A 23,985-nucleotide genomic window follows, 5' to 3' on the forward strand; every position below is an offset into this window, starting at 1 on the left:
CGTCTACATTCTCACTTTCGGCGGGCCGGGTTTTGCGACGACATCTGCCGGCTTTTCAATCTACCGGCGGGCGATCGAGCAATTCGACGTCGGCCGTGCGGCGGCCGAGACGATCGTCTACGGCCTCGTCATAGGTCTGGCGACACTCCCGGTCGTTCGCCTGCATCAGCATTTCGAAAGGCGGGAATCATGAGGCTCGGCGTTCCACATCTCTGGCTGGCCGTGGCGGCGGCGCCGATAGTCGGCTTCTTCGCCCTCCCCATCCTTTATCTCGCCGCCGTTTCCCTCAAGACCAAGGACGATGTGCTGAGCGGCAATTTCTGGCCGACAGTGCGGACGTTCGCGAACTGGCCCGGCGCTTTCGAAGCGGCCGGCATTGCGGGTTTCATATTCAATTCCGTCGCGGTTTCCGTGCTTGGCGGCCTCCTCACCATCGCATTGGCGTTACCCTCGTCCTATGCGGTGTTGCGGCTCAAGATTGGCGGCAGGTGGCTGGCGGACGTGACGCTTTCGAGCTACATGGCGCCGCCCATCGTCGCCTTGATCCCTCTGTTCTTCCTGCTGAAGGCAACCGGGCTTCTCAACACGCGCGCCGGTCTCGTCCTCGTTTACGGCTTCGCCAACGTGCCCGTCGCATTCTGGCTTCTGACGCCCTTCCTGCGCCGGATGCCGATCGAGATCGAGCAGGCGGCCGCGATGGACGGTGCGGGACCGCTTCGCACGCTTCTTCAGATCGTCGCCCCAATCATCGCACCCGGTGTCGTGGCCACACTGATCATCGTAACCGTGCTGTCCTATAACGAATTCCTCTTCGCCTCCGCCTTCACCTTTTCCGACGCCACGCGAACGCTGCCAGTCGGCATCTCGCTCTTCCAGGGAGACAGGCTGGTTAATTTCGGCCAGATGGCAGCCGCCTCCCTCGCCGGCATCGCCCCGATCTACCTGATCGCGCTTTTCATGCAGCGCTATCTGATCAGCGGGCTCGCACATGGTGGGGTGAAATAGGGGAGAGGCCAAACGCGAGGGCTCGACTACAGCCGGCACCGCCCCGCATATTTCGTATTGGCCACGTCGGCCCTTTAGGCTTGAGAGTTGGGGAAGCTCGCACCACCACGTCGTCACTTCGGGAGTGCAGATCTTCATGCCGGTGTAGATGCATCGCGGGTCTCGTGGGTTGTGCATCCGCGGGAGAAACATTCTCCCGTTCAAGTTGCCCAGGTTTCGCTGCCAACGACCGCGGAACGTCACGCTCCTTCTAGCTCCTACATCAGCCGGTCGAGCTCGGCAGAACGATGCGGCAGCCAGGATTCTCGTAATATAAGTTCCCAATGTAACTGAAACGGCCGCAGTCTTATAATAAAGTAGCTATCAACACGGATCAGGCGGCAGGTGTGGACGCGTTTTCCGATGCTTTCCTCCCGCTTCGGTAATCTCGCTTCACGCGGGCAAATCGCGCACCCGGACGAGCCTTCAGGAAAGGCGGTGGTGGTCGACCGCTTATTGCTCGTGGGACTGAATTGACGAGGACTGATCAGGGCCACAGGTGTAAGCTTTTTATATTCGAGGCTCGTGGGAAAGCGCATCAGAACAAGCCAAATTCGACCATGTCAGAGGATGCTAGTCATGCCCGACATCGGAGACTGGCTCGCCAGCATCAGGCTTGAGCGGTATCGCCAAACCTTCTTGAAGAACGGCATCGATCTCGATGTCGTCGACGATCTCACCGATGCCGACCTCAAGGAGCTCGGGCTGTCCCTTGGTGACCGCAAGCGTTTTCTCAGGGCGGCCGCGACCCTGCCTCAGCCGCCGCCCTTACGCGTTGGGACCAAGCCGCCCGCGTCACCGATCCACACAGAAGCGGAACGGCGACAGCTTACGGTGATGTTCTGCGATCTCGTTGAATCGACAGCACTCTCCGCCCGCCTAGATCCAGAAGACCTACGGCAGTCGATCGTAGCGTACCGTGCCTGCGCCACCGAGATCGTCGGCCGGTACGACGGCTTTGTCGCCAAGTACATGGGCGACGGCGTCCTCGTGTACTTCGGCTATCCGCAGGCTCACGAGGAAGATGCCGAGCGGGCCGTCAGGGCCGGTCTCGCGGTCGTCGAGGCGGTCGACCGGCTGGACGCGGCAGGCGAACATCTGGCTGTTCGGATCGGAATCGCCACCGGCCTGGTGGTGGTGGGCGACATCATCGGCACCGGCGAGGCCGAGGAATGCAGCGTCGTAGGGGAAACTCCGAACCTGGCCGCCCGGCTACAGGCGCTGACCGGGCCCGGCACAGTAGTCATTGCCGAAGCGACCCGCGCATTGCTGCGTGGGCAGTTCAAGCTCGAAAGCATCGGGCTGCGGTCGATCAAGGGGTTTTCCGGGGCGGCTGAAGCGTTTCGGGTGCTCGGCGAAGTGCGCAGCGATGACCGCTTCGAGGTCGGTCACGCGACCGTGCTGCCGTTGGTCGGGCGCGACCAGGAACTCGCGCTGTTGGTCGATCGTTGGAATTTGGCCAAGACCGCCGAAGGCCAGGTCGTCCTGCTCGAAGGTGAGGCTGGGATCGGCAAGTCGCGCCTCGCCCTCGCCCTTCGCGAGCGTCTCTTTCGACAACCACACAGGTTGCGCCGCTACTTCGCCTCGCCCTACTACGTCAACAGCGCGCTTCGTCCGGTGATCGCCCAACTCGAACAGGAGGCGGGATTTGAACGCGAGGATTCAGCGGTCGAGAAGCTCGCCAAACTTGAGGCGCTGGTCGCAGAACAGGTCGGTGAGGTGACCGAAGCGCTCCCATTGTTGGCCGAGCTCCTCGGAATTCCAGGCACCAGCCGCTGTCCGATAATGGATCTTGCGCCCAAACAGCGTAAGAATCGAACCTTCGACGTGCTCATCGCCCAGCTTGCCATACTGGCTGCGAAGCAGCCGGTGCTCCTGGTGCTTGAGGACGCTCACTGGCTGGACGCGAGTAGCCTTGAGCTGTTCGACTTGTTCGTGGATCACATCCGGCAGCTCCCGGTGCTGCTGGTCATTACCCACAGGCCCGAATTCGTCCCACCTTGGCGCAACTACCCGCACGTGACAAAGGTGGTCCTGAAACGTCTCGACCGGGTGCACGCTCAATCGCTGATCGAAGGGCTGACCGGTGGAAAGGCTCTGCCTGCCGGAGTGCTCGATTACATCCTGACCAACACCGACGGCGTACCGCTGTACCTTGAGGAGTTGACCAAGACCATGCTCGAGTCTGGTCTCTTGGGAGTGGCCGGCAATCGGTTTGGATTGGCTGCACATATGCCGCCGCTGGCGGTCCCGGTGACGCTATACGACTCCCTGATGGCTCGCCTCGACCGCCTCGGCAAGGCCAAGGCGGTGGCCCAGATCGGTGCCTGCATTGGGCGTGAGTTCTCGTATGAGCTAATTGCAGCGTTAGCAGTGCTCGATGAGCATGAGTTGCAGAGGAGGCTTGATCAACTGGTTGCTACCGAGCTGGTCTTTCGGCGCGGAAGTCCCCCTAACGTTATCTACAGCTTCAAGCACGCGCTTGTCCGAGATACCGCATATCAGTCGCTGCTCAAGAGCCGCCGCCGGGAACTGCATCGCCGTATTGTCCAGGTCTTCGAAGAACTCGCCCCACATGTCGTGTCCGCTCAGCCGGAGCTCCTGGCCCATCATCTGACGGAGGCAGGAGAGCTTCCGCAAGCCGTCGTGTTCTGGCACCGGGCCGGCGAGCACGCAAACGAGCGGGCGGCGAATGCCGAGGCCGCCGGCCATTTGACCAAGGCACTCGACCTGCTCGCCCAGGTGCCGGAGAATCCGGAGCGCCTCGAGCTTGAGCTGACGTTGTTGATCACCATGGGACGAGTGCTTACCGCCGCGAAGGGCTATGGCCATCCGGAGGTCGAGCGCGTCTACAACCGTGCTCTCAGCCTGGCGGAGCGGATCGAGGAAACGCCCAGGCTGTTCCCGGTGCTCCTCGGTCTCACCATTCATCATGCGGTGCGTTCCGAGCTTTCCGCGGCGCGGGACCTTGGCGAACGGCTTCTGAGGTTGGCGCAGCAGATCTCGGATCCTGTGCTCGTAGTGGAAGCGTCCTATGCTCTGGGCATTACCTGCTCCTGGCGCGGCGAATTCGCCTCGGCATGGAAGCACTTCGAGCACGGGATCAGCCGGTACGACATCGCCCAGCACCGGGCCCATCTCGCGCTCTATGGACAGGATGGAGGACCGATCTGCCTGTGCCGTGGCGGCATGGCGCTGTGGTATCTCGGCCACGATGACCGGGCGCTGGAGCTGATGGACGAGGCGCTCGCCATGACCGCGAGGCTCGGACATCTGTTCAGCCGTGCCTATGTACTGACATGGGCGGCGATTTTGCACGTGCATCGACGCGACATCGCCAAGGCGCAAGAGGCGGCGGAGCTGGCTTTGAAGTTCGCGGCCGAGCACGAATTTCCATTTTGGCACACACAAGGGGTCTTTCTGCAGGGGTGGGTGCTGGCCGAAGAGGGCCACGTCGGGGAAGGCATCGAGCGGTTGCGAGAGGGGTTGGCTGGGATGCAGGCGATCGGTTCGGGAATGACGGCGCCTTGGGCGATGGGCCTGCTCGCGGAGGCGCATGGAAAGGACGATCGTTTTGCCGAGGGCAGCACCTTGATCGACCAGGCGCTCACCATTGTCGCGCGCACCGGCAACCGCTGGTGCGAGGCGGAGCTGCATCGGCTCAAGGGCGAACTCATATACTCGAGCTCAGAGTGCGACCCCGCCGAAATCGAGGCGTGCTTCCGCCGTGCGCTGAATGTCGCCCGCATGCAGGAAGCCAAGATGTGGGAACTGCGCTCGGCGGTGAGTCTGGCGCGGCTTTGGCGAACACAGGGTGATGGAGCACAGGCTTGCGAGCTGCTCGAGCCCGTTCTCGGCTGTTTCTCGGACGGCCATGGAACGCTCGATCTTCAGGACGCTCAAGCAGTCGTTGAGAGCTGCGGAGGTGGTAAATTGAGCACCTGATTGCTCCGCTGAAAACGTTTTGACGTAACACCCGACTGGCGCGATGGTTCTGAATTCGACAGGGGTATTGCGCGGGATTCAGGGACGACTTGGTATCCGCGGCGAACCAGACCTGAGCCGAGGAGCGTCTAACTTCGGTTTCCCACCCTGATGAGACCTACACGAACGCGCAGAGTCGACCCACTGCGGTCCTTCAGCATCATCCGGACTTGGGCGGCTTTGGCCTCAATAGCTGACCATCGTGAGCGGCTCGACAACTATCTCCTATCCCGTGTGATCGCAGAGAGATTGGTCGACCATGGCATAATGCGAACTTCTCGTGGAGTGGCCTGTGCAACACTGGTGGGACCCAATCACACCACCATGGACAGCTCGTTGCCAATGTCTTGGGTCCGTGCGCTCGCGTCGATCGGCTAACAAAGCCGCATAGGCGCTTGCGGCAGTTGGCGGCACCGCGCGGCAGTTGGCGGCACCGCGCTGCCGCAGGCGGCGTTGGCTGCAATCAACTGCGTTTTAACTCACGAATGTTCAGTTGGGCCTTTACGCAACCGCTGGAAAAGCCCCGCGGGCAATCCGATACCGTTCGTTCAACGTCCAGCGGCGTTTTCCCTCACGCGGCGCGCCGCATCTGCTAACCGCTCGGCAGAAAGACGCCCAGCCCGCACTGCGTCGGCGATGCCGTCGGACAAGGCGTGAAAGTGTGGCCCTCCTCCGACGAGCAGGAGGTCGACCCCCGCATTGAGGGAGGCTATAGCGGTGTCCAGAAGCGATGCGCCGCGCATAGTGGCAGGAGAGTCAAGGTCGTCGCTGACAACGAGGCCCTTGAAGCCGAAGTGCCCGCGCAGCAGCGCGATCACAGTCGCTGACGTGCTGGCAGCATTTTGTGCGTCGAACGCGGCGACGGGCGCGGGGCCTGTCATCACCGCTTTCGTCCCAGCCTCGATCGCAGCCCTGAACGGCAGGGCACTTCCGAGAATGCGGTCGAGTGTCGTTCCTAGCGAAACATCGACCAGCGCGGGGTCAGCTTCAAGATCGTTGAAGCCCGGAAAGTGCTTCGTCACTGCAGAGATCCCCGCCTTCTGGACGCCCTTGACGTATGCCGCGGCAAGCCTCGCGACGGTTTGCGCATCCGAGCCCATCGTCCGGTTGTGCAGCCATGGATTTCGGCCGTCGACGACGTCTGCGATCGGCCCCAGGAACATGGTGACGCCGAGTTCGCGAGCGGCTGCCGCGACTTGTTGGCAACGTTCGGCGAGCACGTTTTCAGACAACGCCTCCGCGTCTTGCAAGTCGGGGAGCGCACAGACAAGTCCTTCCAGCCTCTGGATGCCGCCCAACTCTTGGTCGACGGCGACTATGAGCTCGGGACATCCAGCCCGAAGCCTGTCGACAGCGGTTCGAAAGATATCCGGGGTCTCCGTGGCCAGTCTTTCTTTTGACATCTGTCGAGCCACGTACTCGGCCCGTGTTTCCCCGATCAGAACGGAACGGCCGCCCTTTTCCAAAAACGGTTCCATGACGTCCGCAAAATCCAGATTGTCGAACGCCGGCAGGAGTATTGCCCTCGCGTCCTGATCTAGTGTGAGGGTCATCAGCCGTGATCCTTTGAATGTCTCTGCGCAGTTTCGGAGCGCAGGAAATCGGCCGCCCGCTCGCCGATCATGATGCACACGGCGTTAGGGTTGCCCGAGATCAGCGTTGGCATGACCGAGGCATCAGCGACCCGCAGTCCGTCGATCCCTCTCACCCGAAGCTGCGGATCGACCACCGCCATTTCGTCCTGCCCCATGCGGCACGTCCCCGAAGGGTGCAAGGCGGCGTGGGCGTCCTTGAGACAAAATGCCTTGATATCCTCGCGCGTCTTGAGAGACGGCGACGGCGTGTGCCGGGCGGCGACGTATCGGGCGATTGCCGGCTGCGCCATGATGTCGAGCGCGGTCATTGTTCCGTCGGTGATGGCGTCGAGATCGTACGGGTTCGAGAAGTAACGCGGCGCTACGCGCGGATTTGCCGTCGGGTCAGCGCTGGCAAGCGTCACCTCACCTCTGGAGCGGGGTCGGATCTGCCCCAGATTGACCGTGCATCCGTTACCTCCGGGCACGGCATCGACCCCCTCCTCGATGCCCGCGCCAACGACCATGAAATATTGGATGTCAGGCGTCGTCTCGGCCTTGTCGCCCCACCAGAACGCGCCCCCTTCAATCAGGTTCGATGATGCCGGGCCATTACGGAAGAGAGCGTAGTTCAGCCCGGCCGCCGCTTTCCAGAGAGGCTTTTTATACTTGTCATAGCTGTGGGGTCCATTGAGCTGGTAGACTATCGAGATTTCGATATGATCCTGGAGGTTCTGGCCCACGCCAGGCAGGTCCGCCTGGAGGTCTATCCCCTGGCGTCTGATCTGGTCTTCGGGACCTATCCCGGACAGCATCAGGAGCTTAGGCGTGCCAATCGCGCCGGCGGAGAGGACGACTTCCTGCTCGGCCCTGTAAACCACGGTGCGTTTCCCCTTCACGCATTCGACCCCGACTGCGCGTCCCTTCTCAACTATCACGCGCGCAACCGTGGTCCCGGTCTCGATACGTAGATTGCTCCGTTTGCGGGCTGGGTTGAGATAGGCAACCGCGGCAGAGCTGCGGCGCCCGTTGCGGGCCGTTATCTGATACAGGCCGCAACCTGCCGGATTTCCTGAGTTGAAGTCGGGGTTGTAAGGAAGACCCGCCTGCTGGCAGGCCTGCAACCAGGCGCGGGTCAGGGGATGAATATAGTCGATATCCGAAACTCCAAGTGGCCCCCCGACACCATGGACTCCGTTGCAAAAGCGATTGTTGTCCTCGGCGCGCATGAAGAACGGCAGGACGTCGGCATAGCCCCAGCCTTCGGCACCCAGGTTGACCCACTGCTCATAGTCGGACGGCACGCCACGAATGTAGATCATCGCGTTGACGGAGCTGCCGCCGCCAAGCACCCTCGCCTGCACCATGGTCGGCTTTTCATCACGTGCCTGATCGGCCATCGGTTCCCAGGGAATGCGCTTCAACAAGTCACCCTGCGCCGTTTTGTAGTAGGCGCCGGGAATGTGAATGTAGGGATTGTGGTCGCGCGGCCCCTCCTCGATGAGCAATACGCTAACAGCGGGGTCCTCCGAGAGACGCGAGGCCACGACACACCCGGTCGAGCCTCCGCCGACGACGATGTAATCGTACGTGTTGACCTCGTCCGGCTGCCGCGAGCGAATTCCGAAAACCGGCGACCCAATGTCCCAGCGCGCCATCATCGCCCCCTTGCGATCGAATTGCCTGCCTTGATAGCGAGCGCAGCGACCGTCAGTGCCGGATTGACGGCGGCCGACGTCGGTAAGACGGACGCGTCCGTGACGTACAGGTTCTCCACGTCATGGCTGCGGCAATTAAGATTGACAACCGACGCTTGCGGGTCAGTTCCCATTCGGGCGGTACCGCATTGGTGAGAGGTCGTCTTCCGTCCGAACGTGCGCGTCAGGACTATCGGAAAGCCTGCCCTACGCATGACGTCGCGGGTTCTTTTGATCAGTGCTTCGTGGGCACGCATATTTGAGCGCACCCAATGCATCACGATCCTGCCGTCCTTCACCATTACTCGGCTGTCTGGATTGGGCAGGTCCTCGCTTGTGAGGAACCATCCATAGGCATAACGCGCCATGAGCCTTGCCATCCAGGCGGGCACCAACGACGTTTGCGCCTTGAGGATGTTGCCGGTGATATGGCCGAGCAGTTGAACATTGCCCAGCGGAAAGCCCGTGTCCGGGTCCTTGTTGTAGAAATCGTTGAAGGCCAGCGTCTTCTGATAGACGGCGGTGTTGGGTGAGCTTGGATCGATCGCCAGCATTGCCGTCGTGTTGTGATTCATGAAGTTGCGGCCAAGCTGGTCTGAGCTATTGGCAAGGCCCCGAGGATGCGCGCCATTGCCGGATCTCAGCAGTAGCGCGGCCGACTGAACCGCACCGGCAGCTACCGCAAAAATTTCGGCGGCGATCCGCTGTTCCACACCATCCTTGATGAATACGGCGGCCGTCACTTTCGTGCCAACCGGATCCGTTTCCAGCCGCACCACATTTGCGCCCGTAATTACGCTCACATTCGGGTGCGCCAGGGCACTGGCAAGCGGTCCGACCTCAGCGTCGATCTTACCGCGTCCGGTATTCGGGAACGCGTCCCACCCTGTTCTCGCCCGTCGAAGCCACTCCTCGATATCTATCGCCAGCGGCAGGCTTGCCGGGTGGACGCCGGCCTTGCGCAACCTTGCGCGCACCGCGGCAATGGCCGGTTCGTCGGGAACGGCGGGGAAGCGGTACGGGTGCGATCGGGGCGGCTCCGTCGGATCCTGTTCGGCCGCGCCACGCACGCCATAGATTTCCTCTGCCCGCTCATACCAGGGCTCCATATCGGCATAGCCTAACGGCCAGCCAGGCGAACGGCCTTCCATGTGGGGACGGGGCTCGAAGTCCTCGGCCCTGTAGCGGTACATCACCGCCCCGAAGAACTTGGAATTGCCACCGACATAGTAGTAGTTGCCCGGCAGGAACGTCTCTCCATCAGTACCCACCCATTCTTCGGTCGACCTGTAAAAGCCCTTCTGGAAAATCGCCACGTCGTCCCGAGCCTCGGGCGTGTCCTTCAGGTACTCCCCGCGTTCGAGAATGACGATGCGCTTTCCAGAGGTTGCAAGACTATAGGCGAGAGAGCTGCCCCCGACCCCCGACCCGATGATGACAATGTCCGCTGTCTGGTCCATGAGACATCCTGTCAATTGATCAGCTCTTCGCTGTCCTGATCGAAGAGGACGACTTTCGAAGTGTCGACGGCGAGCGTTGCCGAGCTGCGCGCATTGACCTGTTTGGGCGGCAATCGGGCCGTGACTTCCACGCCGCCAAGCTGAAACACGGCAAGCGTATCGGGGCCAGTGGGCTCCACCACGTCAACGTCCACCGAGATTGCACCTTGCGCCTGCCCATTTCCGACGCTGAATAATTCGGGGCGGATGCCAATGAGAACCTTGCGGTTCGCATATGTGGATGCGGCCTGGCTGGACAGACCTATGCCCGGGATCCGCGCGGCCGGCCGGTTAGCAACGTCGACGATTGCGGTCGCGGTCGTGCCTTCGACTTCGATCCTGCCGGGAATGATGTTCATGGACGGCGAGCCGACGAATTTTGCGACGTAGACGTTGCCCGGGCGGTCATAGACTGTCTGGGGGTCGTCTAGCTGCTGGACCACACCGCCCTTCATCACGGCAACGCGCGTCGCCAGCGTCATCGCTTCGATCTGGTCGTGCGTGACGTAGACGATCGTCGTGCCGAGCCGCGCGTGCAAGCGCTTTATCTCCGTGCGCATGTCGACCCTGAGCTTCGCGTCGAGGTTCGACAAAGGCTCATCAAACAGGAAGAGCTTGGGTTGGCGCACGATGGCGCGTCCCATCGCAACACGCTGGCGCTGACCGCCCGACAGTTGCGAGGGTTTGCGATCCAAGAGATGCGTGATCTGCAGAAGATCCGCGGCTGATCGAGCGGCCTTGTCGCGCTGAGCTGGCGGCACCCCGCGGATCTTCATGCCGAATTCGATATTCTGTCGAACCGTCATCGTCGGGTAGAGAGCGTAGGATTGAAAGACCATCGCGATGTCGCGATCTTTCGGCGACAGCTCGTTAACAACCTTTCCGGCAATCCGGACCTCGCCGTCCGAGATGTTTTCCAGCCCGGCAATCATGCTTAGAAGGGTAGACTTTCCACACCCAGAAGGACCAAGGAGGACGAGGAAATCGCCAGTACCAATGGAGATACTCACCTCCTTGAGGACTTCGAGATTGCCGTAAGTCTTGCGAACGCGATCGATTTCAAGAGTGGACATTGGATCAGCCTTTCACAGCACCGGCCGTCAGTCCGCGGACGAAATAGCGTCCTGCGACGATGTAGACCAAAAGAGTGGGAATAGCGGCGATCATGGCGGCGGCCATGTCGACGTTGTACTGTTTGCGCCCGGTGGTCACGTTGACGATGTTGTTGAGCGCGACCGTTATCGGGCTGTTGCCGCCGGAGGTGAACGAGACACCAAACAGGAAGTCGTTCCAGATCTGCGTGAACTGCCAGATACAGGAGACAACGATGATCGGAATCGACGTGGGCAGGATGACGCTCCAGAAGATTCTGAAGAAGCCTGCTCCATCCACCATGGCCGCTTTGGTAAGCTCGTCGGGCAACGAGACGAAATAGTTGCGGAAGAACAGCGTCGTGAAGCAGATGCCGTAGGCGACATGGACGAATACGAGGCCAGGAATGCTGCCGGCGAGGCCGAGCAGGCCGAGCGTTCGCGCCATCGGGATCAGGATCGCCTGATATGGCAGGAAGCATCCGAAGAGCAGCAAGCCGAATACAAAGTTCGCGCCCGGAAATCGCCACTTCGTCAGAATGTAGCCGTTGATGGCGCCGATACCAGTCGAAAGGACGACGGCCGGAATGACCATGAGCAGCGAGTTCACGAAATAGGGTCTCAGGCCGGTGCACTCGGTACCGATACAGGCCTGCGACCAGGCGGAACGCCAGGCATCGAGGGTGACGGTCTGCGGCAGTCCTATGAAGGAGCCGCCATAGATTTCATCGAGCGGCTTGAGCGATGTCACGACCATCACCCACAGAGGCATCAGATAGAGCACTGCCATAACAGCGAGTGGGCCATAGATGAACAGCCGCCCTATACGGATCCGATTTTGCCGCGAGATGGATTCCACCGTTGGCTTTTGTTGCGAGAGGGCGTTAGCCATTGTTGCGCTCCCGAAGTTCGGAGTAGAGGTAGGGGATGATGATTGCCGCGACGGTCATGAGCATCATGATCGCGCTCGCCGCGCCTACCCCCATCTGGTTCCTGCGGAACGTGGCTGAGAACATGAAGGTTGAGGGAAGCTCAGTCGCCGAGCCGGGGCCACCGTTCGTGAGCGCCAGCACCAGGTCGAAGCTCTTGATCGCTATGTAGCTCAGAAGGACGATCACGCTCAGCATCGCTGGCCGCAGCATCGGGATGATGATCTGCCGATATATAAGCGGGAGACTGGCACCTTCGATCTGCGCCGCCTTGATGACCGAGTTGTCGATCCCTCTGAGGCCGGCCAGGAAAATCGCCATGGCAAAACCCGAGGATTGCCAGACGCCAGCAATCACGACCGTGTAGATCGCCATCTTGGGGTCGGTGATCCAGTCGAACGTGAAGCTCGTCCAGCCGAGTTCGTTGACAACCTTCTGGATGCCGAGGCCGGGATTCATGATCCACTTCCATGCCGTCCCAGTGACGATGAACGACAGGGCCATCGGATACAGGTAGACCGCCCTCAAGAATCCTTCCGCCCGGATGTTCTGGTCGAGCAGAATTGCCATGAGCAGGCCAATGCCCGTCGAGAGCATCAGGAACAGAGCGGAGAAGATAAAGAGGTTCGCGACGGCGGTGTGCCAGCGAGGCGTCGCCCACAGCCGAATAAATTGCTCAAGACCCGCGAAGTCGTAGACCGGTACGAACTTCGATGAGGTGAACGAGATCACGCCTGTCCAAAGGATGAACAGGTAGACCGTGACGATGACGATCAGCAGGCTGGGAGCGACGACAATGCGTGGAAGCCAGCCTGCCAATCGTGATGAAAAACTCTTAGCGGCGTTCATGAGCTAGCTCCGATGACCGGATCCATTGAGATGGGCCGGGTGCCAGGCACCCGGCCGCTGTGTCAGCGGGCGTTGTCGATGCCTTCGACAAGCATCTTCACTGCGTCTTCCGAAGACATCTTGCCGACAAAGAACTGGGCAGCCACATCGCCAAAGACCGATGCGAATTCCGGCTTGGCGGCAAAGCCGTGCGTCATCGCGCCCAGCATGCTGCCCGCCTTGATGGCCTCGGCACGTTCGTTGAAGCCGAGCTTTGCACACTCGTCGAAGTCGTCCACGGAAACGTCCGTTCGAGCCGGGATGGAACCCTTGATCAGGTTGAAGCCCTTCTGAACCTTGGGATCCATAATCGTTTCGGCGAGAGCCACCTGGGCTTTCTGGACAGTCTCGTCCTTCACGGTGAACATGCCGAAGCTGTCGATGACGTACTGGAACGAGGTCACCTTGGCTGGCGTGGCGAAGCAGTAGAAGTCTGCGTTCGGCTTCAGGCCCTTGGCGAGGAACTCGCCTTTTGCCCAGTCTCCCATGAACTGCATCGCGGCTTCGCCGTTGATGACCATGCCGGTCGCGACTGCCCAGTCTCGGCCGACGAAGTTGTCGTCGACGAGGCCACGGACCTCGCGCAGCGTGTCGAAGACCTTGGTCATTTCCGGACTGTTCAGCGCCGCCGGATCGAGGTCGATTGCTGCCTTCTTGTAGAATTCGGGGCCGTTCAAGTCCGACAGCAGCGCATCGAAGATGATGCCGATCTGCCAGGGCTCGTCGCCCATCGCGACCGGCGTGACGCCTTTCTCCTTGAGCTTCTTACCGGCAGCGATCAGTTCCTCCCATGTCTTGGGGGGCGCGATGCCGGCCTCGTCGAAGATCTTCTTGTTTGCCCACACCCAGTTCTGACGGTGCATGTTGATCGGTGCCGCGATGAACGCGTCGCCGGAGGTTACGAAAGTAAGCAATTGCGGGGGAAGCGCCTCTCGCCATCCGCCTTCCTTGGCAAGGTCGTTCAGATCACGAACGACGCCCTGTTCGGCCCACTGGGGACCTTCCCAGCCCAGGAATTGCATCGCGCCCGGTGGGTCGCCCGAAGTCAGACGCGACCTCAGAGCCTGCTGCGCGTTAGCGCCGCTCATGCCGCCGACGGCGGAATCCTTCCACTGGAAGCCCTTCGTTTCCAGGTCCTTGCGGATGACGTTCAAGGCGTCGACTTCGCTTTGGGAAACCCAGTGGTGGAGAACCTCGATCGTGCCTTCCGCACGCGCGGCCGCCGGCACCAGCATGGTGGCGGCGACAAGACTTGCAAGAAACTTCGACATCTATGTATTCCTCTCTGGTTGCGGTTGATCGCAGGCCCTTGGCGGGCTCTTTGCGCGAAGTTGTTAGCTGGGGTCCGCCGGCATGGCATAGCCGACGTTCTTGCGGCCGTAGCGACGAACGCGGATGTTCGACTGCTCTGCGTGGCCGGCAAATCCTTCCATGAGGCAAAGTCGCGAGCCGTATTGCCCGATCAGAGCGGATGCCTCGTCCGTCTCGATGCGTTGGTAGGTGCAGGTCTTGAGGAACTTGCCGACCCAGAGACCGCCCGTGTAGCGGGCAGCCCTGTTCGTCGGCAGCGTATGATTGGTGCCGATGACCTTGTCGCCGAAGGAGACGTTCGTGCGGGCGCCCAGGAACAGCGCGCCGTAGTTCCTCATGCTGTTAAGGAAGTAGTCGGGATCGCGCGTCAGGATCTGGACGTGCTCGGAAGCAAGCCGGTCACCTTCGGCGACCATCTCGTCGATCGTGTCACACAGGATGATTTCCCCGAAGTCCTCCCATGCCTTTGCGGCAATCGCCGCCGTCGGCAGGATCTTCAGGAGGCGATCGATCTCGGTCAGGGTGTCACGTGCGAGTTTTTCCGAGTTCGTGATGAGAACCGCGGGCGAGTTTACGCCGTGCTCGGCCTGTCCCAGAAGATCCGTCGCCACCAGTTCGCCATCGGCACTGTCGTCAGCGATGACAAGTGTTTCGGTCGGGCCGGCGAAGAGATCGATGCCGACTTTCCCGAAGAGCAAGCGCTTCGCCTCGGCAACATAGGCGTTGCCGGGACCCGCAAGCATGTCGACCGGTGCAATCGTTTCCGTCCCGTAGGCCATCGCCGCGATCGCCTGAACACCACCAAGGCAATAGATCTCGTCGGCGCCTGCAAGTGCCTGGGCAGCGACGATCTTCTCGGAAATCCAGCCCTGGAAAGGCGGTGCGCAGGTGATGACACGTTCGCAGCCGGCAACGCGGGCGGTCAGGACCGTCATATGCGCCGAGGCCAGCAGCGGATACTTGCCGCCCGGCACATAGCAGCCGACATTCTGGATCGGGACGTTGCGATGACCCAGAATCACTCCAGGAAGCGTCTCGACTTCGAGGTCGGTCAGCGTTGCCTTCTGAGCTTCGGCAAACTTTCGGACTTGGTCCTGGGCGAAGTCGAGGTCTTCGCGCTCGCGCCTCGTGAGGGAGTTGATGGATCGGTCGATTTCTTCCTTCGAAAGACGATAGGATTCTCGATCGAGCTTATCGAACTGGATCGACAGTTCGCGTACTGCCTTGTCACCACCGTTTTTGACCTTTGCGAGAAGCCCCTCGACTGCTTTGGTCACCGCGCTGTCGGTACCGCCTTCTTCTATAGAGGCCTGCGCTGATTTGATGTGCCGTATCATGACAAAGACTCTTCGTTTGCGGTCGCCGCAAGCGCCGCACTCTCAAACGTGATGGATGGTGAGTGGCGAGGGCGGCCTACCGCCACCCCCGCGAGATCTGCTTAGAGATGCTGTTCGCGGGCACGCATCTCAGCGTAAGCAGCCTGTTCCTTCTCGTAGTAGGCCGGCGACGGGAAGTCCCACCAGCCGGTTGCGAACGGGCCTGCCGCATCGCGAGATACGATGACTTCAACCAGGGCCGGACCGCCGCATTCCAGCGCCGCCTTCAGGCTGCTTTCGAGGTCCTCGTCCTTCTCCACCTTCCAGGCCTCCAGGCCGAAGGCGCGCGCCGCGGCCGCAATGTCGGCCGAGTAGGGCTGACCATTGCCGGCGTGACGGTTGAACTCCGATGCAATGTGACGCCCCATGAACTTGCGCTGGCCGCCGCGGATCGACATGTAGCCCTGGTTGTTCAGCACGAGGAACACCACGTTGATGCCGTTCATTGCCGCCGTGCCCATTTCCGGCAGGGACATCATGAAGTCGCCGTCGCCGACGATCGCCACGACCTGACGGTCGGGGCAAGCGAGCTTCGCGCCAAGTGCGGCCGGGACTGCCCAGCCCATCGGGGAATAGGAACCCGAAGTGAGGTGAGTGCGCGGTTCATAGACCGGGAAGCTCTGCTTGACGGACCCTTGCGTGTTGCCGGACCCGACAACGACGATGCCATTGCGGTCCAGAACCCTGCGAAGGGCCATGAGCGGACGTTGGGAGGTGAAGGGCGTTTCGCGGCTGTTTTCACGCGGCTCAACTTGGGCGCGCCAGTCGTCCTTGGCCTTTTGAACGTCGGCAAGGAACGTCTCGCGACGCGACAGCATCTTCGTCGAGTCTGCGTCGGAGATCATGGCCAGCATCGCTTCCAAAGCGACTTTGGCATCGGAAACGATACCGACTTCGGTCTCATAGTTCTTGCCGATTTCGCGCGGATCAAGGTCGATGTGGATCAGTTTGGCCGACGGTATCGAGAAGGACACGCCCCTGGCGTAGGATGAGGCGGACCAGTCGGTGAAACGGCAACCGACCGAGACGACTACGTCAGCGGAAGCGGTGATGGTGTTGCCGCAGGTCGTGCCGGTCTGCCCGACGGCTCCGATGAACAATGCGTGATCTTCCGAGATCGCGCCTTTGCCGTTCCAGGTGATCGATACCGCCGCGCCGAGCTTTTCGGCAAGGCGCGTCAGTTCGGCCGAAGCATTGGCGGTGATCGCCCCGCCGCCTGCGACGATGACCGGACGCTCGGCGTTCAGCAGAACCTTGATGGCCGCCTCAATTGCCTTCGGGTCCGGATAGGCCACGCCGATCGGCAGGCGCTTTTCCAGCGGGTGAATTGCGACGTCCGCCGCCTCGACCTGCACATCCATCGGCACCTCGACATGGACGGGACCGGGACGGCCCGTCATCATCGCGCTGAAGGCACGATGCATGATGCTCGGCAGGACCTGAACCGAGTTCGCTTGCCAGGCGCGCTTCGTCACCTGCTCGGTAATGCGCGGGAACGCATTGTCCTGCTGACGCTCCAGTTCCTGCATGGTGCCATGACCATGCATGTAGGTCTGCGGCGAGCCGGAAACATAGAAAAGCGAAGTGGAGTCACAATAGGCCGTTGCCAGACCGATGATCGTGTTCGCCGCACCCGGACCCACCGAGGTCGAACAGGCCATCGGGCGTCCCGACGCCCGGAAATAGCCATCCGCCATATGCACGGCGCTTTGCTCGTGCATGACCTGGATAAAAGGAAGCTGCGAACCTTCTTCAAGAAATGCGTCGAAGAGCGACCAGATGCCGTGGCCCGGAACACCGGCGACATACTCCACTCCGTATTCCTTTAGTGCCTTCGCGACGACTTGACCGCCCGTGAGCTTCATCTGATCAACCCTCCTCGGTAGTGTTCTTGCCAGCGAGCCTTCGGATGCCGGCTCTTTCGATCATGGGATGAACAGTCCGCGTTTCGTGCAAACCTTACAAGTTCGCAGGGCACGATTAGCTGACGCAGACTGACGCAAGACCTGCTGAGCTTTGCATCGCCCTTTTGGGACCTTCCGCTCGAGAGGCTGGCTCTTCGCGCGGCTCTGTTCCCAGACGATCTCCATGCCGCTTGGTGGCCGCCTCAAGAGGATTCGCAACTAGACGCACGCTGCGCGTATACTTGCGCGGTAAATCAGAATCCCGCGCAATAGGCATTTCGCTCTTGTCGTGGCTTCCTGTGAAGAAAATAGTCTTGCAGGAGGAGTTCGCCGTGGAGAACAAAATTAGAGATCTCGCGTTTGCCGACGAGTTCATTTACGCGAAGCTCGTCGATAACGTGGTTGACCACGAGGTCGAGGATGCAATCGTCGTCAACCTGAGCCCGCGGCCGCTTGTAACCGGGGATGAGCATCCGGCGATCGTTCCCGCCTGGAAATCCACCTGGCTGCGCGGCGGGCGCATCAAGAGCGCCGAACGGGTCGCGCTGGTGAAGGTGCAGCGTGCGACCAATCTTGGAGGAGCCATGTTCCGGGGCTGGGATTGGCTCGGCAACCGGATACGCAGTTTCCCGAGGGACACGCCCCTCTTTATCTCGAAGCAAGACGAGGTCGGCACGGTTACGACTGACCCCCGCGTTTTCACGAACGAGCGCTCGGAACACGAGGCGCCGCAGGCCTTCACGCTGAAGCTAAATCTCTGGTGGGCACCCGGCGACACGGACTGCTTCATTCATCACGAGCATCCGTTTTTGGAGACGCACACTCAGATCCATGGTTCGGGCAGGATGCAGAAGTTCAGAGAACGCGACCCATCCACCTTATACGAAGACGTGGTGATGCCCGTCGGCTATTCGCATGATCCATTCTGCAGGGTGACCGGAAAGAACCAGTGGACCTACCCTTGGCACCGGTACTATGCGGACACCGACTCCGTCTGGTTGGCTGTGGAATTGCATCCCTGACGAATACGAGCCGGCCATTTCAGTCGGGCTTCACCCCATCTGGATCATGTCAGACCCATCACCCAGATATTGCAAGGCTTCGCGGGGTATCGACGGATCGTTCCGGTCCATCACGGTCAGGTTGTTGAGGTGCTCACGTTTCAAAAGGCCTGGCCCGCGGTAGTGGAGAGCTACTTTGGTGGAGTATGGCTGTCTGAACATGTTTGCGGCGATGCCGCTGGCTATGCCGAACATGAACTTCTTCGCATTACGCTTTACCTGAGCATAAACTCCAAAGGTCAATTCGTTGCGTTGGATTCCCTCAAAGTCGGCCGTGAAGATGCGGTCAGCCACGGGAAAACAGAAGCCGTAGTACTTGAAAACATATTCAGTTTTCTTTGGGTCATCGAAGCTCGGGAACCGTTCGACATAATAGTGCTGAAGGAACTCCTTGTTGCGGTAGATGCAAAAGGCGGAACGCAGCACGAAACCTTTGTAGATGGAGGAGAATTGATACCTGTCATAGACACCGAGGATATCGTCATCCAGAGAATTGTTCTCTACGATCATGTTTGACACGAAGCGCGAGAACTCCGGTAGCTGGCGAGCGGTAGACATGGCGTGGAAGAAATTTCCGTCGACAAGTGTGCGAAACTCGTCTGGATCCGAAAACAGGATTGGAACGCTGAGTCCGAAATAGTTTGCGATCATCCTTAGATTGGATGCAGATGGCACGTGAGCGCCCGAAAGATACTTGTTGAACTGCTGCCGGTTGACATTGATCTTTCGACAGACCGCCGCAATCGAACCGTGGCCCTCGCACAGGGTTCTAAGATTGGCCGCCAGAGCAGCGGCATTTCCCCCGAAATGATCCAATCTCGCAGCCTTTCGAACTGAAGCAATGAGAAGCATATACTACTTCTTTTCGCGAAGGACATCAACTGGGTGCGAAGTTGCTCCACGCGAGGTCCTACCGCACTGTGCTCGAAAGCCGATCCGCGAGGCACCCATGGAATTGCGACAGAGCGCCGTCGAAGGTTGGGCCGTTATGGGCACCGGAACAATCGCGACCGAGCAGATGGTTACGGCTATCCGTGCGATCGGGCATTCGCCGCTTTGGGTGGTGAGCAAAAGCAAGACCGATGCTCTGCATTTCGCAAATGACCTGGGCATTCCGCAGGCCACTACGGATATGGAGCGGGTCTGGTCCGACCCGGCCGTCAAGTTCGTCTACATCAGCGCCACTCTCAAGCGCCGGCAGTATTACGTCCTCGCAGCCGCGGATGCAGGAAAACACATTCTTTGCGATGGACCGCTATCGGAAGACAGCAAAACCGCAAGACGACTGATTCAGAACTGCTCAGACAATGGAGTCGTGCTCGCCGTCAACCAGCCCCTTCGTGCCTCCGCGATTCACCAGACTATGCGCCGCCTCATTCTTGATGGGGAAATTGGTACGATCCAGTCGGTCTCGATCCTGCGCGGTGGCCCCTTTCAACCTCCTCCAAATCGGAGGGGGGAGATATCCCGTGATGGTGGCAGCGTATTTCTTGACATTTGCGCCGAGGACATCGATCTCGCGCGCTTTCTCACCGGTGGCGAGCCCATCGAGGCGATTGCCTTTGCCAAGGAATCGAACGGCTCGCCTTACCATCTGGCATATACGATCCGCATGGAGGATGGCAGCTTTCTCCAGGCGCATGAGAGTTTTGGCACAGCCGACATGGAAAGCATGGTGGTGGCGGCTGGCACTGATGGCGTGCTGATTGCCAGCGGAACCTTGAGCTCGCGCGGTTCCGGCGTCCTGGTGCGCAGGCTCGCGGGCCGGAACGAACTCGTTCCAGTGCGTGACCGCGATCTGCATACCGCCACCCTGGAGGAATTCGTGGCAGCGGCAAGACACCAAGGGTCCCCACTAGCGACTGGCATGGACAGTTGCGCAGCGCTCGTCGCTACCGAAGCGGTGGCTTCAGCGGCCAAAAGAAGCCGGGCGACGGTGATCCGGCCATTTGACGAGAGCGCCTGAACACATCGCGCTTATCGGATGCTCGTATTCCGCCGCACCTACGAAGCTGTCGGCGAGCTGAAACGTGAAATAGAAAAGGCTAGGATCATGACCAAAAAGCACCAGCTCCTGCTGCACTCTCTCGTCGCGAAACATTCTACGCTCGCGATCGATCTGGACATCGCCGAAGAGGTCGGTTTCGACGGCATAGAAGCATCCGCAGCCAAGCTGAGGGCATTTCTGGGGTCTGGCTTTTCCGAAGCCGAGCTGGCGGCGCTGCTGCGGGATGTGAACGTACCGGGTATGGGCTTCCTGGTCGATATAGAGCGGCAGGGCGAGGCGAGGAAACAGCTCATGCGAGAAGCGGAGGAGCTCTTTCGTCTCGCTTCCGTAGCCGGTGCCAAAGGCGTCCAGGTGCTGACTGGTCCCGTCGACGTGGAGGCAGTGCAGCGCCATCGGGAAGGCCTTCCAACGAACCTTTACAGCGGATTGCTCGGTCGAACCATTGAGGAGCAAATCGCCCTTACCGCAACGAACCTTGCGGAGATCGCTGACCTCGCTGCCAATGATGGGCTTCTCATATACCTCGAAGCGCTTTCCTGGACGCCCCTGAACACGATTGAAAAGCAACTGATGATAATCGATCGCGCCGGGCGCGATAACGTCCGGATGGTGATCGATTTCTGGCATTGCTATACGTCTGGAAACACCCCCGACGATATCGCACGGCTCCCCAAGAACATCATTTACGGCGTCCATGTGTGCGACTCGTTGGCATTTTCCAGCGGAGTTCCCGATGAAGTGGTCTTGAGGGACGTGCCTACAGGCGCAGGTGTGATCGACCTGAAGCTGTGGGCCGATGCAATCAAGGCGACTGGCTACGAGGGGTGGTGGAGTTGCGAGCTGTTCTGCAGGAAACAACAACAGCAGAACAGCTACGATGTCGCCCGCGAACTGCACGCGCTGATGTCGACCCTGGTCGCTGGCTGATCTCCATTTGCAATGGTTGCAGTCACCATGCGCAAGAGACGCAGGCATTTGCGTCACTTTGCTTCAGGTATTTTAGGGATGAGAAATCCACCTGCGAGCCGCTGTGACTTATCCTGCTTGCATATTTGGCGACGGAGGCGACCTTGACATTTTACAGAATTAGCGTTCGAGGCACTCCGATTGCTGTCGCCATCCTGACTGCGCTCTGCCTCTGGTGGGGCGGCCCTCTCATCGGCAACTTCTCCGCCCAGGTTGCTTCCCTCTACGAGCTTCAGGCCACCCTGAAGAGAGATGCGGTGATCACCATCTTTCGAGGCAATTAGCTAATGCGCTCGCCACCTGCTGTACGTTACCAACATCGCAAAAGGTGGCAGGCGGCGGTGGTTCTCCCCATCGCCGCCACTTTTTCCGGCCTGCCATTTAGAAGCAGCCAGGTGCGGTCTTACACATAAACGGACCAGTTTGGACAAGGCCATGGACACGTTCCCTCCCGTTACATTTCTCCATCGCTTGGCGGACGCGGCTTCCATGGAGACGTTGCCTCGATTCCGCACCACTCTCGAAGTCGAAGAAAAGTTCAAGCCTGGCTATCGTTTTGATCCCGTGACCTTGGCGGACAAGGAAGCCGAAAGAGTCCTGCGTGAACTGATTTCGTCTGAGTATCCGGAGCACGCAATCCTCGGTGAAGAGTTCGGCGAGACCGGGACTGGACCATGGAAGTGGGTCATTGACCCGGTCGATGGCACGAGGCCTTTCATATGCGGCATTCCTGTATGGGGTACGTTGATCGGTCTGACACTGGAAGGTCGCAGTGTGATGGGGATGATGAGCCAACCCTTCACGCAGGAGCGCTTCTGGGCGGATCAGGAAGCGGCTTGGGCGAAAAACGTGTCGGGCACCCACCGCATGAGGACCAGATCGACCACGGATCTGCCGCACGCAATCCTGCATACGAACTCTCCCGAACGATATGGGGAATTCCCGGAAGTCCGCTTCGAACGCTTGCGGGACACCGTTCAGATGACGCGCTATGGGGGCGAATGCTATGCATTCGCCATGCTCGCAGCCGGACAGATCGATCTTTGTCTGGAATTGTCCCTGCAGCCATACGACATCGTCGCTCTGATTCCGATCATCGAGCGAGCGGGCGGTGTTGTGACCGGATTAACCGGGCAGCGCCCGGAAGCTGGTGGCCACGTTTTGGCATCTGCCAATGAAGCGCTGCACGAGCGTGCACTAAGAACGCTGACCTCTTAAAGATTTCGGGGGATGCGAGAACTCCGTCGGCGATCGCACAGACGTGACAACTTAATCGGCTGGCGCAATCTCCGATGACGAGCCGCCCCGCGACCCTGTTCGCGCACACGTCGGGCTATCGCTCACATCTTTCCGAACGCCTCTTGTTTTCCGGAATCACGCGAAGCTTTCGCTGGTTTGAGTTTGCTTGTGGAACTGCGACAAGCGGCGTTTCAAGTAAAGGGTGCCGAGTGAAATCAACGCAAACGCAAGCGTCACCAGGCCCAAGCTGACTGTGAGACTCGAAACCTGCGCGACGAAACCCAACAGCGCTGGTCCAAGTAGCAGTCCGCTATATCCCATCGTGGTCACAATCGACATTGCTCTTCCGGCTGCATGAGAACCAATTCGTCCCGCCGACGCGAAGACCGCAGGTATCATGTTCGCGACGCCGAAACCGGACAACGCAAGAACCGCCATACTGATTTCAACGCTGTTTCCAATCAACATCGTTGAAAGGGACAATGCGCAAATGAGTCCGCCGAATCTCAGCACGTTCACGTGCCCAATTCGTTTCGTCACGCCGTCGCCAAGCAGACGGCCGATTGCCATGGCTGCGGCGAAGATGGCGAAAGCGTAGGCCCCCACACTTTCCGAAGAACCGAGTGTGTCAACCATGTAAACGGCCGACCAATCCATGATCCCGCCCTCGGCCAGGAAAGCCAGAAAGGCAATAACGCCGAACAAGAGGACGAGCATTGTCTGTGACCTGTTCAACGTAGCTTGGCTATCAGTAGCGACAGGATCGGTGGTGCGTGCTTGTTGTTTGGCGTCGTTACGAGCGACAAATCGTGTCGACAAAGCTGAAAGAAGCACGAGAATTCCGGCGCCTCCCAGACATTCTCGCAACCCACCACCGTAGGAAGCAAGAAATCCGACCAACGAAGCCCCAACGATGTTCCCGATGCTAAACAGGGCATGAAAGGACGACATTAAGTGCCTTTCCGTTGCTCGCTCGATATCCGATGCCTCGATGTTCATCGATACGTCGAGCGTTCCAAAGGCGGCGCCCGCCAGAAGCACAAGCGCTCCGACCATGACCAGGCCATCAACGAATGGAATCATGAGGATTGCGAGGCTGAACACCAAGCTCCCCCCCAGGCTCAAGACGTAGCTCCCGCTAAAGCGATCACTAATACGCCCGACATTCACCATCAGAACGATCGCCCCGAGGGCGAAACACAACAGCAAAGTCCCAAGCTGCCCTTTGTCCAAGCCCAGCTTCGCTGCAAGCAACGGCAGACTGGAAGCCCATGCCCCAATTCCGACACCGCCCGCGAGAAAGAAGAGGCTGCACCGCACGCGCTTCGAACTGCGGAGGGTTTTGACCGAAAATGGAAGCCTATTCATTAAGAATGCCCAGATTTAACAATGAGGGAATTGTAGAGGCCGCGCG

18 protein-coding genes and 1 pseudogene are annotated in these 23,985 nt (G+C 59.9%); 8 read left to right on the top strand and 11 right to left on the bottom strand.

All coding sequences use genetic code 11. The annotated features are described in order from the left end of the window. From ATC00_RS20150 to ATC00_RS20160, 3 genes and pseudogenes are all read left to right on the top strand, one after another. Positions 1 to 193: pseudogene (locus ATC00_RS20150) on the top strand (sugar ABC transporter permease); the annotation flags it as partial. Then, positions 190 to 1,005, top strand: coding sequence for a carbohydrate ABC transporter permease (locus ATC00_RS20155; protein ID WP_064254110.1), 816 nt, complete (start codon positions 190 to 192; stop codon positions 1,003 to 1,005). The pseudogene ATC00_RS20150 and the gene ATC00_RS20155, both read left to right, overlap by 4 nt. 618 nt (positions 1,006 to 1,623) lie before the next feature. After that, the gene (locus tag ATC00_RS20160; protein ID WP_064254111.1) at positions 1,624 to 4,989 is read left to right on the top strand and encodes an AAA family ATPase; all 3,366 of its coding nucleotides are present in this window, start codon (positions 1,624 to 1,626) and stop codon (positions 4,987 to 4,989) included. Positions 4,990 to 5,576: 587 nt separating this feature from the next. On the opposite strand, the gene ATC00_RS20165 is transcribed toward ATC00_RS20160, so the two are convergent. From ATC00_RS20165 to ATC00_RS20205, 9 genes are all read right to left on the bottom strand, one after another. Further along, positions 5,577 to 6,581: a glycoside hydrolase family 3 N-terminal domain-containing protein gene (locus tag ATC00_RS20165; RefSeq protein ID WP_064254112.1), complete on the bottom strand. Its 1,005-nt coding sequence runs from the start codon at positions 6,579 to 6,581 to the stop codon at positions 5,577 to 5,579. Beyond that, a complete protein-coding gene (locus ATC00_RS20170) occupies positions 6,581 to 8,263 on the bottom strand; it encodes a GMC family oxidoreductase (RefSeq protein ID WP_234782369.1) in 1,683 nt (560 codons plus the stop codon). Before ATC00_RS20170 ends, ATC00_RS20165 begins: the two co-directional genes overlap by 1 nt. Next, on the bottom strand, positions 8,260 to 9,759 hold the full coding sequence (locus ATC00_RS20175) for a GMC family oxidoreductase (protein WP_064254113.1): 1,500 nt from the start codon (positions 9,757 to 9,759) through the stop codon (positions 8,260 to 8,262). The genes ATC00_RS20170 and ATC00_RS20175 overlap by 4 nt, the downstream gene beginning before the upstream one ends. Positions 9,760 to 9,770: 11 nt before the next feature. Continuing rightward, positions 9,771 to 10,871: an ABC transporter ATP-binding protein gene (locus ATC00_RS20180; RefSeq protein ID WP_064254114.1), complete on the bottom strand. Its 1,101-nt coding sequence runs from the start codon at positions 10,869 to 10,871 to the stop codon at positions 9,771 to 9,773. Between the two features lie 4 nt (positions 10,872 to 10,875). Then, on the bottom strand, positions 10,876 to 11,781 hold the full coding sequence (locus tag ATC00_RS20185; protein ID WP_082912452.1) for a carbohydrate ABC transporter permease: 906 nt from the start codon (positions 11,779 to 11,781) through the stop codon (positions 10,876 to 10,878). Beyond that, the gene (locus tag ATC00_RS20190) at positions 11,774 to 12,667 is read right to left on the bottom strand and encodes a carbohydrate ABC transporter permease (protein WP_064254115.1); all 894 of its coding nucleotides are present in this window, start codon (positions 12,665 to 12,667) and stop codon (positions 11,774 to 11,776) included. The genes ATC00_RS20185 and ATC00_RS20190 overlap by 8 nt, the downstream gene beginning before the upstream one ends. 62 nt (positions 12,668 to 12,729) lie before the next feature. After that, on the bottom strand, positions 12,730 to 13,977 hold the full coding sequence (locus ATC00_RS20195; protein ID WP_064254116.1) for an ABC transporter substrate-binding protein: 1,248 nt from the start codon (positions 13,975 to 13,977) through the stop codon (positions 12,730 to 12,732). Between the two features lie 63 nt (positions 13,978 to 14,040). Beyond that, on the bottom strand, positions 14,041 to 15,354 hold the full coding sequence (gene hisD / locus ATC00_RS20200) for a histidinol dehydrogenase (protein ID WP_064254117.1): 1,314 nt from the start codon (positions 15,352 to 15,354) through the stop codon (positions 14,041 to 14,043). A gap of 101 nt (positions 15,355 to 15,455) precedes the next feature. Further along, positions 15,456 to 17,258 (bottom strand): thiamine pyrophosphate-binding protein, encoded by a 1,803-nt coding sequence (locus ATC00_RS20205; protein WP_064254118.1) that lies wholly within the window; start codon positions 17,256 to 17,258, stop codon positions 15,456 to 15,458. A 371-nt stretch (positions 17,259 to 17,629) separates the two neighbouring features. Between ATC00_RS20205 and ATC00_RS20210 the strand changes: the two genes are divergently transcribed. Next, positions 17,630 to 18,319, top strand: coding sequence for a hypothetical protein (locus tag ATC00_RS20210; RefSeq protein ID WP_064254158.1), 690 nt, complete (start codon positions 17,630 to 17,632; stop codon positions 18,317 to 18,319). A gap of 30 nt (positions 18,320 to 18,349) precedes the next feature. Here ATC00_RS20210 and ATC00_RS20215 read toward each other — a convergent pair whose 3' ends face one another. Then, a complete protein-coding gene (locus ATC00_RS20215; protein ID WP_234782370.1) occupies positions 18,350 to 19,210 on the bottom strand; it encodes a helix-turn-helix domain-containing protein in 861 nt (286 codons plus the stop codon). Between the two features lie 97 nt (positions 19,211 to 19,307). On the opposite strand from ATC00_RS20215, the gene ATC00_RS20220 reads away from it, so the two are divergent. From ATC00_RS20220 to hisN, 4 genes are all read left to right on the top strand, one after another. Next, on the top strand, positions 19,308 to 20,324 hold the full coding sequence (locus tag ATC00_RS20220; RefSeq protein WP_082912453.1) for a Gfo/Idh/MocA family protein: 1,017 nt from the start codon (positions 19,308 to 19,310) through the stop codon (positions 20,322 to 20,324). A gap of 87 nt (positions 20,325 to 20,411) precedes the next feature. Next, positions 20,412 to 21,293: a sugar phosphate isomerase/epimerase family protein gene (locus ATC00_RS20225; protein WP_064254160.1), complete on the top strand. Its 882-nt coding sequence runs from the start codon at positions 20,412 to 20,414 to the stop codon at positions 21,291 to 21,293. A gap of 143 nt (positions 21,294 to 21,436) precedes the next feature. Next, positions 21,437 to 21,616, top strand: a complete 180-nt coding sequence (locus ATC00_RS20230; protein WP_234782371.1) for a hypothetical protein — start codon at positions 21,437 to 21,439, stop codon at positions 21,614 to 21,616. A gap of 151 nt (positions 21,617 to 21,767) precedes the next feature. Next, complete coding sequence (gene hisN, locus ATC00_RS20235) at positions 21,768 to 22,550, top strand: histidinol-phosphatase (protein WP_064254120.1); 783 nt, start codon at positions 21,768 to 21,770, stop codon at positions 22,548 to 22,550. Positions 22,551 to 22,706: 156 nt separating this feature from the next. Here the strand turns inward: hisN and ATC00_RS20240 are convergent, their stop codons facing one another. Further along, on the bottom strand, positions 22,707 to 23,939 hold the full coding sequence (locus ATC00_RS20240; RefSeq protein ID WP_064254121.1) for an MFS transporter: 1,233 nt from the start codon (positions 23,937 to 23,939) through the stop codon (positions 22,707 to 22,709). Positions 23,940 to 23,985: the final 46 nt, after the last annotated feature.

The organism is Sinorhizobium americanum (genome assembly GCF_001651855.1).
Classification (GTDB): Bacteria; Pseudomonadota; Alphaproteobacteria; order Rhizobiales; family Rhizobiaceae; genus Sinorhizobium; species Sinorhizobium americanum.

Coding starts and splice junctions, on each gene's coding strand:
- ATC00_RS20195 (WP_064254116.1), bottom strand. CDS start 13,977: ATGTCGAAGTTTCTTGCAAGTCTTGTCGCCGCCACCATGCTGGTGCCG.
- ATC00_RS20205 (WP_064254118.1), bottom strand. CDS start 17,258: ATGAAGCTCACGGGCGGTCAAGTCGTCGCGAAGGCACTAAAGGAATAC.
- ATC00_RS20185 (WP_082912452.1), bottom strand. CDS start 11,781: ATGGCTAACGCCCTCTCGCAACAAAAGCCAACGGTGGAATCCATCTCG.
- ATC00_RS20160 (WP_064254111.1), top strand. CDS start 1,624: ATGCCCGACATCGGAGACTGGCTCGCCAGCATCAGGCTTGAGCGGTAT.
- ATC00_RS20180 (WP_064254114.1), bottom strand. CDS start 10,871: ATGTCCACTCTTGAAATCGATCGCGTTCGCAAGACTTACGGCAATCTC.
- ATC00_RS20155 (WP_064254110.1), top strand. CDS start 190: ATGAGGCTCGGCGTTCCACATCTCTGGCTGGCCGTGGCGGCGGCGCCG.
- ATC00_RS20240 (WP_064254121.1), bottom strand. CDS start 23,939: ATGAATAGGCTTCCATTTTCGGTCAAAACCCTCCGCAGTTCGAAGCGC.
- ATC00_RS20225 (WP_064254160.1), top strand. CDS start 20,412: ATGACCAAAAAGCACCAGCTCCTGCTGCACTCTCTCGTCGCGAAACAT.
- ATC00_RS20175 (WP_064254113.1), bottom strand. CDS start 9,759: ATGGACCAGACAGCGGACATTGTCATCATCGGGTCGGGGGTCGGGGGC.
- ATC00_RS20190 (WP_064254115.1), bottom strand. CDS start 12,667: ATGAACGCCGCTAAGAGTTTTTCATCACGATTGGCAGGCTGGCTTCCA.
- ATC00_RS20220 (WP_082912453.1), top strand. CDS start 19,308: ATGGAATTGCGACAGAGCGCCGTCGAAGGTTGGGCCGTTATGGGCACC.
- ATC00_RS20170 (WP_234782369.1), bottom strand. CDS start 8,263: ATGATGGCGCGCTGGGACATTGGGTCGCCGGTTTTCGGAATTCGCTCG.
- ATC00_RS20165 (WP_064254112.1), bottom strand. CDS start 6,581: ATGACCCTCACACTAGATCAGGACGCGAGGGCAATACTCCTGCCGGCG.
- hisD (WP_064254117.1), bottom strand. CDS start 15,354: ATGATACGGCACATCAAATCAGCGCAGGCCTCTATAGAAGAAGGCGGT.
- ATC00_RS20215 (WP_234782370.1), bottom strand. CDS start 19,210: ATGCTTCTCATTGCTTCAGTTCGAAAGGCTGCGAGATTGGATCATTTC.
- hisN (WP_064254120.1), top strand. CDS start 21,768: ATGGACACGTTCCCTCCCGTTACATTTCTCCATCGCTTGGCGGACGCG.